This window comes from Mucilaginibacter rubeus, from assembly GCF_003286415.2.
GTDB lineage: Bacteria > Bacteroidota > Bacteroidia > Sphingobacteriales > Sphingobacteriaceae > Mucilaginibacter > Mucilaginibacter rubeus_A.
The window spans coordinates 6,019,443-6,036,812 of sequence record NZ_CP043450.1; the positions used below are offsets into that span (position 1 = coordinate 6,019,443).

The 17,370-nt window shown below is 38.4% G+C and carries 13 protein-coding genes; 3 read left to right on the forward strand and 10 right to left on the reverse strand.

Annotated elements, in window-relative coordinates:
* The 3 genes from DEO27_RS24030 to DEO27_RS24040 form a co-directional block, all read right to left on the reverse strand.
* Window positions 1-1,281 carry a TolC family protein gene (locus tag DEO27_RS24030; RefSeq protein ID WP_112574879.1) on the reverse strand — a complete coding sequence of 427 codons (1,281 nt, stop codon included), beginning with the start codon at window positions 1,279-1,281 and terminating at the stop codon, window positions 1-3.
* Window positions 1,282-1,349: 68 nt separating this feature from the next.
* Window positions 1,350-2,711: an ATP-binding protein gene (locus tag DEO27_RS24035; RefSeq protein WP_112574880.1), complete on the reverse strand. Its 1,362-nt coding sequence runs from the start codon at window positions 2,709-2,711 to the stop codon at window positions 1,350-1,352.
* Entirely contained in the window at window positions 2,711-3,394 is a 684-nt protein-coding gene (locus DEO27_RS24040) for a response regulator transcription factor (protein ID WP_112574881.1), read from the reverse strand. The genes DEO27_RS24035 and DEO27_RS24040 overlap by 1 nt, the downstream gene beginning before the upstream one ends.
* Window positions 3,395-3,543: 149 nt before the next feature.
* On the opposite strand from DEO27_RS24040, the gene DEO27_RS24045 reads away from it, so the two are divergent.
* Entirely contained in the window at window positions 3,544-3,792 is a 249-nt protein-coding gene (locus DEO27_RS24045; protein ID WP_190295218.1) for a hypothetical protein, read from the forward strand.
* 211 nt (window positions 3,793-4,003) lie between these two features.
* Here DEO27_RS24045 and DEO27_RS24050 read toward each other — a convergent pair whose 3' ends face one another.
* The 4 genes from DEO27_RS24050 to DEO27_RS24065 all read right to left on the reverse strand — a co-directional run bounded on the left by DEO27_RS24050 (window position 4,004) and on the right by DEO27_RS24065 (window position 9,632).
* Window positions 4,004-4,687, reverse strand: coding sequence for a retron system putative HNH endonuclease (locus DEO27_RS24050; protein ID WP_190295219.1), 684 nt, complete (start codon window positions 4,685-4,687; stop codon window positions 4,004-4,006).
* Between the two features lie 112 nt (window positions 4,688-4,799).
* On the reverse strand, window positions 4,800-6,983 hold the full coding sequence (locus tag DEO27_RS24055; RefSeq protein WP_112574884.1) for an AAA family ATPase: 2,184 nt from the start codon (window positions 6,981-6,983) through the stop codon (window positions 4,800-4,802).
* Window positions 6,984-8,186: a DNA adenine methylase gene (locus tag DEO27_RS24060; RefSeq protein ID WP_112574885.1), complete on the reverse strand. Its 1,203-nt coding sequence runs from the start codon at window positions 8,184-8,186 to the stop codon at window positions 6,984-6,986.
* 225 nt (window positions 8,187-8,411) lie between these two features.
* Window positions 8,412-9,632, reverse strand: a complete 1,221-nt coding sequence (locus DEO27_RS24065; RefSeq protein WP_112574886.1) for a type IV secretory system conjugative DNA transfer family protein — start codon at window positions 9,630-9,632, stop codon at window positions 8,412-8,414.
* A gap of 308 nt (window positions 9,633-9,940) precedes the next feature.
* Here DEO27_RS24065 and DEO27_RS24070 point away from each other — a divergent pair, with 308 nt between their 5' ends.
* Together DEO27_RS24070 and DEO27_RS24075 are read left to right on the forward strand one after the other, a co-directional pair.
* The gene (locus tag DEO27_RS24070) at window positions 9,941-11,671 is read left to right on the forward strand and encodes a recombinase family protein (protein ID WP_112574888.1); all 1,731 of its coding nucleotides are present in this window, start codon (window positions 9,941-9,943) and stop codon (window positions 11,669-11,671) included.
* Window positions 11,672-11,909: 238 nt separating this feature from the next.
* Window positions 11,910-12,677: an abortive infection family protein gene (locus tag DEO27_RS24075; RefSeq protein WP_112574889.1), complete on the forward strand. Its 768-nt coding sequence runs from the start codon at window positions 11,910-11,912 to the stop codon at window positions 12,675-12,677.
* A gap of 6 nt (window positions 12,678-12,683) precedes the next feature.
* On the opposite strand, the gene DEO27_RS24080 is transcribed toward DEO27_RS24075, so the two are convergent.
* From DEO27_RS24080 to DEO27_RS24090, 3 genes are all read right to left on the reverse strand, one after another.
* The gene (locus DEO27_RS24080; protein WP_112574890.1) at window positions 12,684-13,469 is read right to left on the reverse strand and encodes a toll/interleukin-1 receptor domain-containing protein; all 786 of its coding nucleotides are present in this window, start codon (window positions 13,467-13,469) and stop codon (window positions 12,684-12,686) included.
* A gap of 223 nt (window positions 13,470-13,692) precedes the next feature.
* Window positions 13,693-14,634 (reverse strand): hypothetical protein, encoded by a 942-nt coding sequence (locus DEO27_RS24085; protein ID WP_146750113.1) that lies wholly within the window; start codon window positions 14,632-14,634, stop codon window positions 13,693-13,695.
* A 934-nt stretch (window positions 14,635-15,568) separates the two neighbouring features.
* Window positions 15,569-16,996 (reverse strand): hypothetical protein, encoded by a 1,428-nt coding sequence (locus tag DEO27_RS24090; RefSeq protein ID WP_112574893.1) that lies wholly within the window; start codon window positions 16,994-16,996, stop codon window positions 15,569-15,571.
* Window positions 16,997-17,370: the final 374 nt, after the last annotated feature.

The window sequence follows — 17,370 nt, forward strand, 5'->3', positions numbered from 1 at the left end:
TTAATTCTGGTTAAAGAAAGGAGTGCCTGTAACGTAATTTAATTGTTCGAGCGAGGTGATCCTGTTGAGCTGGATATTATTGAACTGAATGGTATTTGTTTTGAAAGAATCATAAAAATCAATAAACTCCAGCAAACCGATGTTTCGCAGCAAATAGTTTTTATATACTTCGTTAATAAGGTGGGTGAAATCTGATTTAAAGGCTGGATCAAAACTATTATACAGCTCTTCGGACCGTAATGCCTCTTTGTAGGAAGTAGCAAGGTCCATTGCTACCTGATTTTGCTGGTTCTCCAGTTGCACCTTACTTTGATCTATCGCGATACGGGCCTGCTTAATGCCCCCCTGGTTACGGTTAAATACAGGCAGGTTAAACTCAATACCCCCGCCTACGTAATTGTTATTAAATGAACCGTATTTATCATACCCGAGCGAAAAAGTAACATCAGGTACCGCGGTGGCCTTTTGCAGGGCCAGATTGGTTTTATTATAATCAACCGTGATCCGGGCGTTTTTAAGATCATAACGGTTTACATAGGCAGAGTCCAATAACTTACTATAAGGAACTGAGGTTGCCGAAATTGTATTGGCAAAACCAGGATCCACAAGTGGCACAATATAACTTTGAGGTGAGGCCTTGATCAGCATTTTCAACTCGCTTTCTGTAGCATCAATCCCTCCAACCAGGCCATTGTACTCCGCCTGTAGGGAATAAAGCTGCGATTGAATACGCAACACCTCTTTTTGAGCGATATTACCTTTGGCAAACTGTTCTTTAAATGAGGTTAGCGTTTTCTTTAAAGATCCGATCTCGAGGTCATACACCGTAGCCGACTGCTGATTGTAGTAAATCGTGTAAAAATCAGTCCGTACGGTAAATCTGAGTGTGCGCAGCAAATCAAAAAACTGGTATCTGGCCTGGTCTACCCCAATTTGAGCCAGGCGTATGTTTTTATTTCGTTTACCAGCCGTTGTAAATAATTGCGAAATACCTACCGATTGATTCTTGTAGGCATCATGCGTATCATTAAGGATCCCGTTCTGGAAATTAAAATCGGGATTGGCGAAAAGCTTTGCAGTTATAATTTGAGCCTCAGCATTATCTATGTTATACTTTTCGGCGATAAGCGTAAGGTTATTTTTTAGAAATTGTTCTTCAATTTGCTTAATATTGACCTTTAGTGTATCACTGTTGGGCGCTTGCGCCTGAGCGCAAGCACCTGAAACAGCCATACACCATAGTTGAATTGAAGAAAGAACGATAACAAATTTTCGGTGCATAGTTTATTTGTTTATCCAAAACTATACAGGCCAGATTAGAGAAGAATTAAAACCGGATTAGAACGGGATTAGATTTCGGGTTGTGGAAACGTCAATGAAAAGATGGTTCCGGGCTGTGCCGGTAACACTGTTATTGTACCGCCAAAAAGCTGGATGATTTTCTGGGTTACATACAAACCAATGCCGCTACCCTTAAAACTCCTCCCGTTAGGGCTGCGGTAAAATGAGTTGAATATCTTATCGACATCTTCAGTCGGAATGCCAATTCCGGAATCCCTGATATCTATTTTAATAAAACTATCGTCAACATTAAGTGTACAAACCACCGGCTGACCGCCCGAAAACTTAAAGGCATTGCCAATGATGTTATTTAAAGCAATGATCAATAGGGGCTTACTAACCATCATTACCAAATGGTTTGCATCTTCAGGCATCTGCTGCATTTCTACAATAAGCTTCCCTTTCGTCTTTTTATTGTTCCAGTAGTGATGCATGTCCCATACCAGTTCATCTATCATAACGGGGGTCAGCTTTGCGCGCGTATATTCCAGGTCGGACTGCGCCAGTTCCATTAAACTGCTTATGGTATCGTTTAAGTTTTCGGCATCGCTGAGTACAGATACCAATAACTGCTGATATTCAGCTGCAGATCTTTCCCGGTTGAGGCCGACTTCAATTTCGCCCATGATGCTGGTTACCGGGGTACGTAACTCATGCGACGCATTGGTTACAAATGTTTGCTGAAGCTCAAATGCATTATATAAATGCTCCAGCAACCTGTTAAAATTACGCGCAAGCTCGGTAATCTCGTCTCTGCCCTCGCCTTCATGCACCCTGACGTGCAGGTCATTTACGGTGATCCGCTGCATTTGACGGATCAAATCATTTATAGGAGACAACGATCGTTGCGCAAACCAGCGGCCGATAAAAAATACGCCGCCGTTGAGCACGATAAAAGCCACCAACATAATACGGGCAATATCAAGCAACTGGTCATTATTACCCGAATCCACAGCCGATACCAGGATCACAAAATTGCCCTGGTTGTCCCGGTAATAAATGCCTACAGTTTGCCGGCTACCTTCTGCAAACTGCAAATGCTCTTTTTTACGAACACGATCAATCACTTTATCTGTCCAGTACGAGTTTTTATGAGCCAGAAAAGATTCATTATGCTCATTATAAATGCCTACACGTTCTTCAGGTAATTTGGCAAGATAACGCTCCCTGACATGCCCCAGTGAATCCGAAGATATTTCATCCGCTTCGAGATATAATTGCGCGGCAACTTTTGCCCTGTCGTTCAGGTGTTCATAAAAATCATTCCGCACAAACGAATAAAACACTAAAAAGATGGCCGATAAAATAAGCAGTAATATACCTGCGGTTATCAGCGAAAAATTAAGGGCCAACTTGTTCTTGATCTTCATTAGCCAGCTTTTTCTTTCAGGATATAGCCCATGCCGATATTGGTATGGATCAATTTACCATGGAAACCTTTCTCGATTTTTTTACGGAGATAATTCACATATACATCGATAAAATTGGTTTTGGTATCAAAGTCTATCCCCCAAACTTTTTCGGCAATATAATCCCTCGAAAGGGTTTTATTAGGGTGTTGCATAAAAAGCTCCAACAACGCATATTCCTTTGCGGTTAGGATAATTTCGGCTCCCGCGCGCTCGGCTAACTTACTCGCGGTATTCAATTTCAAATCGGCAAATGAGAGTATCCCAGGTTCGGTTTGCAGCCTTGCCGTTCTGCGCAATAGCGCCTCAATCCGTGCAAGTAATTCGTTAAAATGAAATGGTTTAACAAGATAATCATCTGCTCCGGCCTGTAAGCCACTAACTTTATTATCGATACTATCTAAGGCAGTGAGCATCAGTATCGGCGTCAGCACATCCTGCTTGCGGATGTACCGGCAAAGGTCCATTCCATTCCCGTCAGGAAGCAATACATCTATAATAATAAGGTGATAATCATCTGCCTGGAGCGCTTGTTTTGCATCAAAAACATCTTTGGCCAAACTAACATCATATTGGCATTCCCGGAGTCCTTTTAATAAAAACGCCGCAACCTTTGGTTCGTCCTCTATTACTAATATGTGCATTAACGGGAGGTATTATTTAAAGCGTATTAAAGCAGAGAGAGCCTGCATGCCGATATAGCCGCTACTGTTCAAAGTATTTCAACATATTGACAGCAACGAAGCTCGTGCTTGATAATGAAGTTTTTATGAATGATTGAGCTGATATACTTTTGCACCGGCAAACGCACTACACCGGTAAATATGGTTTGCTGCAGAAGCCCAGCTACCTGTTCATTATTTTCCTCCTGTTCCCGGTGGTTATATCAACCGGGGTTACGATGTCGCCGGCTATTACTGCATCCTATCCTTTTTTATTGAAAATATTTTTCGGGCACCAGTCGGCCCGCACCATAGATTTTTTTTGCGGCGGTATTACTGTTGCCAGTTCATGTGGTAATGGTGGCCATGCCGGGATTTAAGCGCAATATCAAGGCAATTACTTTTGGCAGCTGACATGAGAAAGAAAAAATTGATGCCCCCCGCGACAAGCCATTAACAAAAAAGCCTCAAATCTTTCGACTTGAGGCTTTTGATTTTTAAGGTAGCGGGAACATGCCAAATGTCGAACTTTTTGGAGGATTTAAAAGCGATTTCGGCGGCCACCATGAATGGAAATTGAAAAGATTACAGCTATAATAACTCTTTAATTATTTCCTTAAGCCAATTATGTCTTATAGCGTACCGTCGAAACGCGATATATGGATTAGTCATCTTTTTTGAATCCCGTTTAAACTTGTCTACAAGGGCTCCTATTCCGGCTATTTGTCCTGCTTTATTTGGTTTTAGTAATTCCGCCGCAATATCATCTTTGAAGTCATTTAATAACTTTCTTCTCTCATCCTTTAAGTATGTTCTGGAGATCTTGCATTTTTCAATAGTGTATTTAAACCGAATTTCATTTGATTCTATTGCACCATCAACTTTAAACTTAATATGTGGCAATGGATCAGTAATTTCAGGGTTTATCATCTTGGGCAGTTCCCTGAAATAATAAGATGCTGAAAGAGTATTAATACTGCGAATATTGGCCGCGGTATTAGTAAATGTTACGGCAGTCCCGGATAGCTCAAAATGAGTACTTTTATATTCATTGCAATGCGGACAGGCTAAAATGAGATTATCCCATGAAAACGCCAGCCAATGATAGATGTCCTTCGGCCTGTAATGTTCTACATGGGATAGTTCTATCTTTTGTTCGCAATAAGCACATTTACTTAAATATATCGCGCCCAAAGCGGTTCGGATGTCGTCGTACTTATAACGCTTATTGTACTTTGTTTCATCGGTGTACTTACCATCATTTATCATTTTCATCCTGTGTAGATGAGTCGTCTTTGTAGGTACTGGTACTGACGATAACGGATTATAGTACTCCGTTGTTGCAGGCTTTAATGATTCCGGAATTTGGTTTAGGTCTTTATTTATTTTAATCATTGCTATCTAAATCTTCCCTAAGCAATTTGTCGATTAATTCATCAATTTCAGATTCAGTTATAAACACCTGGCCACTATTTTTTCGAGCTTCCAATTCCGAGTGTATTCTTTGATTGATTCTATATAAAAGATAACTATCACTAGTATCCGAATTATCATTTGTGGAATTCATACGCGCCGAATCCATACCGAATAGCGGTGAAGTAACCAATGAATTGATCATCAAGTGGTCTAAATTTTTTCGATAGTAAACATCGCTCAGTTTGGTCTTACCGTCCTTTTCATTTCTGTAAACTCTGTAGATAATCGCATCGTCAGATGCTCCTTGGATGATAGCTGGGCTATGGGTACTAAAAACAAACTGCACATTGGGAAACAATGCACGTAATTTTTTAATAATGATAAATTGCCATTTTGGATGTAAATGGAGATCAATTTCATCTACTAATACAACTCCCTTTAATTCCTGAATAGATTGCGCCCAGGGTTGGTTTTGTATTAAACGAAATATAAGGTCACAAACAAATATAATTACACTTTTATAACCTTCCGAAAGCTGATCAAATTTCAAACGACTGCCTTTTTCTAAAAAAAAGATTTCGCTGCCTTCAAAAGTAATTGAAACGTTTTTTTCAAGAATATCATAGAGCATCTCCTGAATTGATGAAATGGATAGCTGTACAAGAGATTGAGATTGAGCCTGTGATGGATCACTAATAGCAGATGGACGAGTCTGAAGTTCTTCCAACTTTTTGTCTTTCAGCCATAAGACCGGACTTATTAAAACCTGATCACCATCAAAAAGGCTCATAAAACCATATTTCTCTGTATTATCGGCGCCGTGCCGACCACGGTGAGCGCCGTAAGCAAAAAATTGATTTAACCAATGTTTTCTTTTGCCGTAAACAACACCGTTTTCATCTCTGCCGATTAAGAAAAGATTTCTATTATCCTGTATAAGATCTTTTATTTTCCCTGTCCTTTCCTGTTCGGTATTCTCTGTAATATAGAATTGATTAAACGCTAAATAAATAGCCATTAGAACAAGAGACTTACCATCTCCGTTTTCACCAAGCAGGTATATTTCATTAGTAGAGGATAAGCCCGTAAGATTGATTTCTTTTATTGAATAGAAATTTTCAATCCTTACGGCATCAATTTTTGTAACGTAATTTGCCGCCAGATATTTATTAACATTAATAAATAGGTCATCCTGCAATAACGTATCTAAATCAATTGAAAAGACATGTTGGTATATACGCAATACATCATTCCCAATACTGGGCACATCAGATTTTCTATTTAAAATCTGATCGTATTGTAATTTTAAAGCAGTATCACTAATTTGTTCAAGATGAAAAGTGACAGTTTTTATACCAGGAAAAAATTCACGAAGCGAATCAAATCGTGGTTTTTGCTTTAAATAAAAAGCCTTGTTCTTGTAAATAAAATCATAAAGCAGATCAAGATTATTGGCTGTTAACCGCTCTTCAATATATTCCTTAAATTTTCTGTCGAATTCGGCAGGTGTAATTACAAAGGTATCTTTCTGCATAAATTCCAATAAGGAACTGCCTTCCAGCCAACGTTCGTATTGAAATTCCGTAAGGCTAAGCGCGCGGTGAAAGTTATTATCCCGGCTTGCCTGATAAAATTCCTCGGTAGTAATCTGTCGTTTAGCCACGCGACTAAGACGTTCTATTAATACTTGCTTGAATAATTTTCCGACTTCACCATTTTTATATATCGGCGTGAAATCATAAGGCACCTCTTCTGCTCGCCTGTAGATTGACTTGGCGGCACCAGATTCTACCAACGCGCTTCGGATATTTGTGAAGAGCTTTCCTCCAGAAACTATGCATATTCCTTGCATAAAACCCGTTGAAAATTTTTCCGCGAACCACTTTACTATTTCACCATGAGTGAAAATTACTGCGAGTAGGGCAAATAGTCTTTTTTCTTCGGGGTAATTTTGAATTTCGCTCCAATATGTCGGAACCGGTTCTGTTAAAGACTTTATTCCTAAAAATGATCGTAGAATGGGGATATCAATGATTATTTTCCTTTTTAAATAACGGTCAATTCTATCTTCACTCGAAATAACATCCATAACTTGGACAATATCATATTTAGTCCATGATGTTTTAAGTTTAGTAAAATCGATATTCAGGCTCATTTATCTTTTTTTGAATAAGATAATATATTCAGTTACCTCCTGCTCTTTTTCGTCACTTCTACCCATTTTGCTATGCATGTGATTTTTCTCCAATACAAAAACCGAATAAAGCCCGTTAAATACGGTATCAGCTAAATCGGTAATTTGTTTTAAGGTAATCATGCCCGTGTCACTATAACTCAATGCTAAATGCGCGTTTTTATTCTTAACTGCATTGAACAAGGAAACAAAGGCGCCCTGTACGGTTGTTTTCTTGCAAAATGGAGACTGATGCCGGTCTTCTCTGTACCGTCCTTTATGCAAAACAGAAGGGTAATCGTAACGCACCAATGTCTCTAAAGCGTGATAAAACCGGGAATAATGAACCGATTGGTACGGCGGGTCGGCATAAATTATTGAACCATTTTCGACAACACGTAAGCAATCAAGGTAGTCCAAAGTTGTAACCCGATAATCTTTCGTCGCCGTACCATTCAAGCTAATGGTTAATTCTTTAAATTTTCTTTCAAAATAGTACCAAAGATTCCTTCTGCGGTAGATTAGTATATCTTCCAGATTTTTTGATGAAATATCTCTGTATTGAGCATAGTGTCCTGTACTTTGTGAGACGTAAGACATAGCCGAGATCAGGGATGACATTATTGCATAATAAAGAGGCTTATCTTTATGCCTTTCTGCTATACATCTTAAGGAATCAATCCAAATACATTGTTCAAAATTCCAATACGTCCCGGAATAGTATTTGGCAAATAAATGAAATCCAATATCGAAGTCTTTATCTATCAGTTCCTGTTGTGCTTTTTCAATTGTAATTATCGCATCTATCTGGTTGGTGCCTGCATAGTCAAAAATAAGTTCCGGAAACTTTAATTTGAATTCTTCGACCAAAACCGTTGCCTCTTTTTTTATAATATCAATATCTGTGACATTGATATTGGATTTTAAATCACTCAAATAAGTTCTCGCTAAAACCCCTGAATAAGCCTGTATGTCATTTGAATGGATGTTATATTTACCTTTCAGGGAGGCACCTACTACGCTGGTACCCCCAAACAAATCACAAAACCAATCGCTTTCAACTTTCAAGTCCGCAATGGCATCCATCACAAAATCCAAAATTTCCCTTTTCGAACCCATATACTTTAGGACGTGCGGGATTTTTGATGCTATTACTAAATCGTCTGCGACAATCTCTTCACTCATTATTTAATTATTCAAATATTCAACGAAGATAACTTATTTTCACTCAAAAAGTGATGATTCTCCCTGCCTCTATCGCAGAAATATCAACAAATTCGCAGGATAGGCGGACATTCTGGCTGCATTAGTCACCGAGTTCTCAATAAAGATCTGGGCGCTTCAATTATACTTTTAGCATTCTAACTAACTGATTAAAAATATTTAGAAAATTTTATTTAGAAACGAACCTTATTCCTCTAACGATGGCAAAGCAGCTTGGTAACGTATACCGGAATGTCCAAGGAAATCATTCAAAGTAACCGCGCTAAAACCCTTACTCTCCGCACCATCAATCAGTAATTTTATGTAGATGTGATATTTTGGCAAACTGATAAAATCATCATAAGTAAACACAGGGTAAAACTCCCGCTCCATCACTTTGGCATCCTCCAAACCGATACGAAAAACAATTAAGGAACCAAAATTTGCAAGAATAGCACTTCGCGTTTCGGTATCAAGTTGGCTAAGATGCTGATTTGCCAAAAACAATCCCAGTCCGAATTTGCGCACCTGCGGAAGCATGGTAGCGAAGGATGTTGACACGAAATTTTGCGCTTCGTCTATGTACAGGTAAAACGGCTTTCGCTGTGATTCGGGAATAGAGGCTCTTCGCATTGCGGCATTTTGTATGGCGGTAGTAATGAAACTGCCAAGCACGGTTGCCACGTCTTCGCCCACCTCGCCCTTTGACAGATTGCATAACACTATCTTGCCCTCATTCATGCACTGTTCAAACGAGATACCGTTTTGCTGTCCGAAAATGCCGCGCAATGTATCATTCGCAAGCAATACGCCTATCTTATTCAAGATCGGCAAGATGGTGTTGGCCTGCGTGCTTGCAGACTGCATTTCGTATTCCGTTTCCCAAAAGGCGCGGATATAGGGATTTTTGATACTTTGCAGCACATTGCCCCGGAATGACTTGTCTGTTAATAGGGCATTGATATCAAGCAATGTCGCACCGGGATATTCTAATAACGTCACGATGGCAAACCGTAAGATATATTCCATCCTGTTGCCCCAAGACTCCAAAAACAGCTTTTTAAACGTCGTGATCATTTCAGAGGCGACCAGTTGCCGTTGGTGTTCCGGCACGTTGGCAAGGGGATTAAACCCAGGCAATCCGCTGGTATTGGTTGCATCAAAATACACCAAATCGCTCTTCCTATTTTCAGGAATTTGACGCAATATTGCCTTGACTGTATCGGCATGAGGGTCTAACACGCAGATGCCTTGCGCTTTGTATATGTCATCGCATGCCATATTGATGAGCAAATGGCTTTTCCCGGTACCTGATTTTCCAATCACAAAAATGTGACTTAATTTGTCGTTCGGCTTAATTCCAAAAAGCTGATTGTGGTTGCGCCAATTGGTGACGCCGATTGGGGTGAATGGTTTGAAGTTGTACATGCGTTAAGCGTATACAAATCATCAATAGCTCGTTAGTGTCCTTTTCATAAACGCTTCTTTAAAAACGGGAGACTGAAAAATTGCGACTGAAATTGAGATGATACCTGCATCATATGAACTCAATTTTCGCCTATGCCAAATTCTCAATTCGCAAAATCAACACCCGCGACATCTCACCCCAAGTCGAAAAGAGGGCCAAAACTCAAACAGCCCGTCATTGAATACGTGTACGTAGAAGACGTTGAAAAATTGGCGAAAGCCTATGCTATACTTTTTGAAGCAATCATTAATAAACGAGGCAGCAAACTATGAGTACAACAAAGCTAATAGCAGTATATGCACGCGTATCAACACTAAATCAAGAGAAAGAACAGACCATAGAAAATCAACTTTTAGTCATGCATGAATATGCAAAAGACAACGGCTATATCATTGTCAAAGAATATCTCGATGAGTTTTGGACAAGTGATACATTGAAGCGCCCCGCACTCGACCAGTTGCGCCAAGATGCCAAAGCTAACCTTTGGCAAGGCGTCTTAATCTATGATCCCGACAGATTGGCACGACGATACTCCTATCAGGAACTGGTGATTGATGAACTCAAAGAAGCGGGAATTGAGGTCATGTTTATAACCGTCACTACTCCGGAGAATAGTGAAGATAAAATCTTGTATGGGGTGCGCGGTTTGTTTGCAGAATATGAACGAGCGAAAATTACCGAGCGCTTTCGGTTGGGGAAGCTTCGCAAGGTAAAAGGGGGCCATATCTTAGTAAGTGAGCCGCTCTATGGTTATACCTATATTCCCAAAAAAGAGCTTCAACATGGGTATTACATATTCAACGAAGAAGAAGCAAATACGGTGAGGCTTATCTTTTCAATGGTCGCCAATGAAGGATTAACGGTAAGAAAAGTGACGGCGCGATTGCAGGAACTTGGTATTAAGCCGCGTAAGAGCAAGCGCGGGGTATGGAATACCAGCACCCTTACCACCTTACTACGTCACCGCGGATATATCGGCGAGGGAAAATGGGGAAGCACGACAGCGGTTGTGCCTAAAAAACCGCTCAAAGTGCAGAAATACAAGCGAGTGCTAAAAAGCAGCAGAATAGTCAAGCCGAAAGAAGAATGGTTCATTATCCCTATCCCTCCTATTATCGATCAGGAACTTTTCGACCGTGCACAAATGCAATTGTCAATAAACTCCCGTATGTCACAGCGAAATAAGAAAAATGACTATTTGTTGGCCGGTATAATACGGTGTACGTGTGGTCAGACAAGAACAGGAGAAGGTCCTCAGCATGGCAAACACCTTTATTATCGCTGTTCTGATAGGGTGTTAAAACACCCGCTACCACGAACATGCTTGGTGGGCGGCGTTAATGCTCGCATTGCCGATAAACTCGTGTGGGATGAGCTAACTGCTCTCATGACGTCGCCGGAATTGCTTAAACAGCAGATCGAAGATTGCCTAAATAATACTCGAGAAAAAGCAGTATCTGTTGTAGATAATGTTGAGCCTTTAATCAAGGAGATTGGCAAACTTAAAGAAGAACAGTCACGATACACAAAAGCTTACGGCCAAGGACTTTTTACAATAGAACAATTGCAGGAATATTCTGAACCAGTAAAAGCTCATATTCTAAAACTGGAAATGCAAATACAAAAAGCAAGGGAGGCAAAACGAGAGTTGGAAACACTGAATATACCAGATCAGAATGAAATACGAGATTTTGCCACGGAAGTGATGGATGGGCTTGCAGGCTTGAATTTTATTGAAAAACAAGGCATAGTACGCTCTGTTATAGATAAGATCGTCGGAAATCAGGAACATTTAGTAGTTAGCGGATTTATTCCGATAGAAAATATCAATGTCAAACTTAACGATAGGTACGGCAAAGAAATACCTCAACATAATTATGATAAGGTTATCCCGTTCTCCTTTGTCATAAAACTGCCGCCGCCGCAGAAACGAGGGGTAGATTACGGGTTTATATCTTCAAAAAATAACAAGTCTTCTCCAACATCGCTTTCGTGTTAAACTGCAACCAGGCTATGAAAAGCCTTCAGATATGATTGATCTGAAAATAATATTTATTTTGCAGCTATTATGAGAAATGTTTAGTGATAGCGATTTACTCACTGCCAATTATCTTTACATTATGATACGGTCAACATTGCAAATCAAGATTATAATTCATCCCTTCGGTGTAGCATAACTAAGATTGTAATTAAATGTCGCCCAACTCTAAATAATTTACATTTGCATTTAGAAAGCTATGGAAGATAATGATATAAGGAAAATAAGAAAGGTTTTAAGCTACAAGGGGCGTGATGATTTGGCCGACCTCATACGGTATTCTAAATCCACTCTTGACGAGTCGAGTACGTATGGTAGCCGTTTGTATTCGCGTTTGAGTACTTTTACTATTTTTTCTCCACCCTCAAAACAGAAGAATATCGAAAAACTGTCAGAAGACGACAAAAGTGAAATATTTAATGCCGTTTTATTAGTATACCCATTGGGTGACAATGAACCTGAAATAAAGCATGTTGAATATTTGCCAGATTTTGATAGTGAAGAGGAAAATGTCGTTGAGGTTAAAGAATTAGAACGAATATCTTTTGAATTCATCCATCAACAGATCAAAAAGTGCAACAATAAAATTGCCGAGAAAGATTTTGACGGTGCCGTTACGAATGCAAGATCTCTTATCGAATCAGTCAGTCTTTTTATTGTTGAAAATATCAAAAAGGAAAAAGTAGAATACGATGGTAATCTGATTAAGCTTTACAAACAGGTAGCTTTACTGTTGAAAATGTCACCGGGAGATTATGAGGATTCCAACCTAAAGCAAATCTTATCAGGTGTTTTTAGCATTATAAATGGCGTTTCAAGTCTAAGAAACGATTATAGCGATGCACATGGGCTTGCCCCTTCAAAAACCAGCTATAAGATTGACGAACGACACGCCATCTTGACCATCAATCTATCGAAAACTATTTCAGAATATCTATTTTTGAGTTATGAAAAAACTTTAACTTAATCTGCCTCATTTAGCTTCGCCGTCCAATACTCTTTTAGTTTGCCTAACCAAATTGACAAATAATTCCTCTTTATCGCTGTAGTCCATTTTGATTACCGGATTACTTGGAGGGTTCATAGCTTGATATTGATTTAAAGATGGAAATTCTTCAAACAAACAAGGCTTAACGACAACCATCAATATTACTGCACCGTTTTCTTCAGCTGCTTTTAACAATGGAGGTAACTCATCAGTTGCGATAAAATCTGAGCCCAAAAAATCTGTACTGACCAACAATATTGCAACTTTAGTGGCATCTATTGCCTTTTTGATTTCATCTTTCCATTTTTGTCCCGGAAGTATTTTAGAATCATCCCAGAAATCAATTTTATTCAGGAAAGGCTTGAAATGCCTTTGTATATCGGTTAAAAATTCCTTATCTAAATGACTGTAACTCACAAATACTTTATCTCTTACTTGAGTGGGATTTGCTTCATTCTTTTGATGAGCAATAATCGGTAGCGTATCTAATTCTTGCTTGATGTAAAAAAGGAGTTTTTCAGGTTTTCTCTCATGCATGCAATTTATGCCAGGTAATCCACCATGTGCCTTGTCGCGGTGGGCTTTAAGTGCAGAGACAATCTGTTTTTCTATTTCATCCAAAAAAATAGCTTTGCTTTCCGGTGAATAGAAGTCATACAACCGGTGCTTAAGTTCGTGGAAATCATCAATAGCCTCTACTTTTCTTGAGCCTTCGATTGTTTTACGGTGAAAATCTTTTGCTTCTTGCCGTATGATCGCTTCTTCTTCCATCGTTATATATAGTAATCTTATAGTTGTTTGCTTATCGCGTAAATATAGAAGGAAATAATTATCAATATATTGGGAATGAGCGGGAGTAACACATTCAATTTCGTTTACTTTTTGCTCTCTCACCCAACTGCATTTTCCAGTAATCTCTTATATTTGAGAATTGCAAAAGGGAATTTAGTAACTAAAAAGCCCCGTTATTTTTTTATTTGCAAAAGAATATAATCTACTTGCTTATTTTACGTGCCAAGTCCTTCCATAAATGTTTGTCGTTAACCTGTGAATAAAGTAATAATCGGTCTTCTTCAGAAATATCTTGAGCGACAGTTAACCCATTTTTATAGATACCAATTTTTGAGGCCGCCTGCTCATCTTCCACTGCCTTAAGTGCCAAACGAACTCTTTCTGCAACTTGATAATAATCACCTGCAATAAAGTAAATGTCACGTGTATTTAGGTCTGTGATGATGTAACGATGAATTACCTTGTTCCGTTCCTTATATAGGCTATCAAGAGCATCAAATAACGATTGATCGATTATACTAAAGGAGAGTGCTTGCTTATAAATAGTGCGTTCCATGACTGGGGAATCGGTATCACCTTGAAAAAGCAAAGCAATATCGATATCGTCAGTTTTGTCGGCGAGTTGTTTTTTAAGTACAATCGACATTCTCAAATAGGCATCAATCTGATTAGCGGTAATTACCATGAATTCTACTACAGCATCATTCTCAAGTGCTTTTGTACTAATATCGAAGGAAGCGCTTAAGGAAGCCATAAATTTTTCGTAGCGGTCAATTTCAATGGCCTTTTTGCGGTCATGAACTTCCACTAAGCGTAGCGAGGATAAAGATTCCTCAACAACGCCTAACTCTTTTTCAAATCGCTCGCTTCCTTCATCTTCGATGTTGTATATAAACTTTGCTATAAACGTATGATCCTCCACAGTCGCAAACCACAACTTGGTTCTTAAACCATCACCATCATCCGGAAGAAACGCGGTATCAAATTTCAGACCTGCGGTACCAGCGTTTTGTATTGGAACATGGGGATTTTGTTTGACCTCATTCGCAGAGTAACAAGAAATTTGGAAGCTGCTCTTTACTTCCTCGCTGTAAGGTTCAAAGCAAAAAGGTGACTTAGCTTCGTAGTCAGCAGCCTTGTTCATGTATCGCCAATCTGTAGGTATCCGAACAACGAATTTCCCTAAAGGTTCAGTAAACCATTTCATGTATCGTCAAATTTTTCTACAAAATAACATTCTTTGTACGCAGTGTATTTGCGTACTTCACATATTAATTAAATTTTAAGGGGGCAAGCATAAATTATCGAAAAAGAACTTTGAGTCAACCTTTTCGAGTGAAATCCTTTTTCATTTTGTCACGAGACCAGAGATAGACCTAACAATTGACGCAAACTTTCAAAGAACCAGAGAAAAGGCAGAAGTAGAATACAAGACAATCGGCGAAGTATACTGTCCTTATTTTAAGGAAAAAATAGCGTTCAATGATAAAGGGCTTACACACCTCAAATTCAAGAAAAATAAATTTGCACGAGAACGGAAGGATCAATACATGCGGTTGAAAAACATTCACATTGCCCCGACAGTGCTCAAATCCAGCTATACATTGCAAGAGTATCAGGTTAAGAAGGAATTTATTGACATAGCGACGAATACGCGTAAGGAAAAGGTACAAAAGGATGTCTACTACTATGCATTCGTGGCAATTATCAGGGATGGAAATTTCGACAAACGTGTGAAGGTAGTAATACGTCAGGTTACTGGAGGTATAAAAATGTTTTTGAGCATCATACCGTATTGGAAAAGCAATAAAGAGCTGAAGTTGCACACAGGCAGCCTCGATGAAGATTAAACAACAAAAAAGCACCTCCGAAGAGGTGTCTTTTTGTGTGCTTGGTTACAGTTTGACTTTAACCGTGACGGAGTAATGACCCCTCCAAACACAATTCAATGCTATCATGCAGTAGTGCAAAATGTCAACATTCCAGAAATGCATTCCCTTTTGTCATTTATAATCTTCACAGATATTGCATAAAACTCAAAGCCAATATTTCAAAAATTGAAGAAGATAAGTAAACTATTAGAATTTTTTAGGATTCCTTTTTATGTATTCTGAAAATTTTCCTGATAGAATAGCTTTATTCCAATTAGTTTTTGAGGTGGATAATAAGAACCTATCGTTACCAACGAGTGCTGGGACTGAATACATTTCTTTATAAGCTAAAGTTAAAGTATCTGTACCAATTCTAACGCTATCACTATGTTTATAATACCAAACCCCCATCCTACTAAAATCCGCTGAATCAACATTCACATTTACGAAAGATGAAAAAACACTCCATGGTATTTTTTTAAATTGTATGTCAGAAGGTACGTAGAGGAACATGGGACGACAATCAAAATTGGCATTAGTTAAGTTAATATCTGAAAAAAAGATGCCGAAAGTGTCTGAATTCTTGTAATGAGAATTAGCAGAAGACTCCCGATATTGATAATAAAGGGAAAAATCCGACCCACTCATGTCGCCTCCCATAAATCGGGTTCCAAAAAGATTTGCATTTTCGAAGCTGCATTTCTGACATATCATATCAAAAAAACCACAAGATTTAAGATACGCATTTGATAAATTCAAATTATAACCTTTTAACCTTATGAACTTTTTATTGTAGAAATATGTCGATGACATATCTTTTATTTCAAAACCATACGACAGCAAGGCGACAATTGCATCGGACGTAGCATTTATTTTATCATAATAAAGCTTTAGGCGACTAATAGGCAAAGAATCTGGGTGGACTATCGTGTCCAAATCGGATTTCTTTTCTAAATACAGTTTTCTGTTTATGATTATCAAAGATTTTGTCACCTCTTTCAAAATAGAAGTATCAACCTTTCTCATATCATCTGAAGAAAAAACCTCTAATATTGAACCTCGAATGTCACCATCTGATTCTATTCCTAATGCATGAGCTAAGGATAATAAAGCCTGCGTATTTTTCAAGCTATCACCTACACTAATAAACGATTTCAGTGCAATGACACCTGTAAGCCTTTTTCTAACTACTGTATCGCCGATATTAGCTAAAGCAGCGGCTAAACGATCTTCTTTTTTTGAGTCTAATGTAAGTTTTGATGTTTGATAATATTGGTAAATCGAAAACCCAATTGCTACTAAAGAAACAATAACTGTTGCAGCACTTGCTATACTGGCGAAAGCTTTCAGACTTTCCTGGTTTTTATATTTTTTTGAGGTCTGATATTCCAGTATTTTTATTTCCTCATTAAGCTTATCAATCTTTCTTTTAGCCTCATTTTTTTCGGTGACGTTAGGGATTTGATTATCAAGAATGGATATTTCTTTATCTAACTTAGTTATCCTCTTTTTTGCTTCATTTTTATCATCTTCTTGCATCAAAATTTGATTGTCAAGAATTTTAATTTCTTTTTTAAGTTTATTTATTTTTGCCTGAAGCTCCTCAAGTTCCAGTTCATCTCTAGTTTTTGCCATTGGCTTAGATTTTCTATAAATCTAAAAATCAATCTTTTAAAATCAACAACTTAAAAGCTATTTCCTCAAGACAAAATCCTATTTTCAAGTCCTGCTGTGTATGTACAACCACCATAAAGTTTTAATTAATTTTATCAGAATCGTAGTTTATTTCAGGATTTTCTAAGAGTAATGGCCGAGCGTCATTGAGTAGAAGCACAAACCAGAAAGGCATTAGACTATAGTAGTTTCAAACCTTTGCAAATAATCCTTTATGGAACTCTGAAAAAACATCCGCAAGTGTGTCAGTTGTCCAGTTATTTACCTACGTATGGCACCTTTAAATGCGGTTACTTTCCTCCAATTTACTATCACCACATAAGCTATTCTTTATT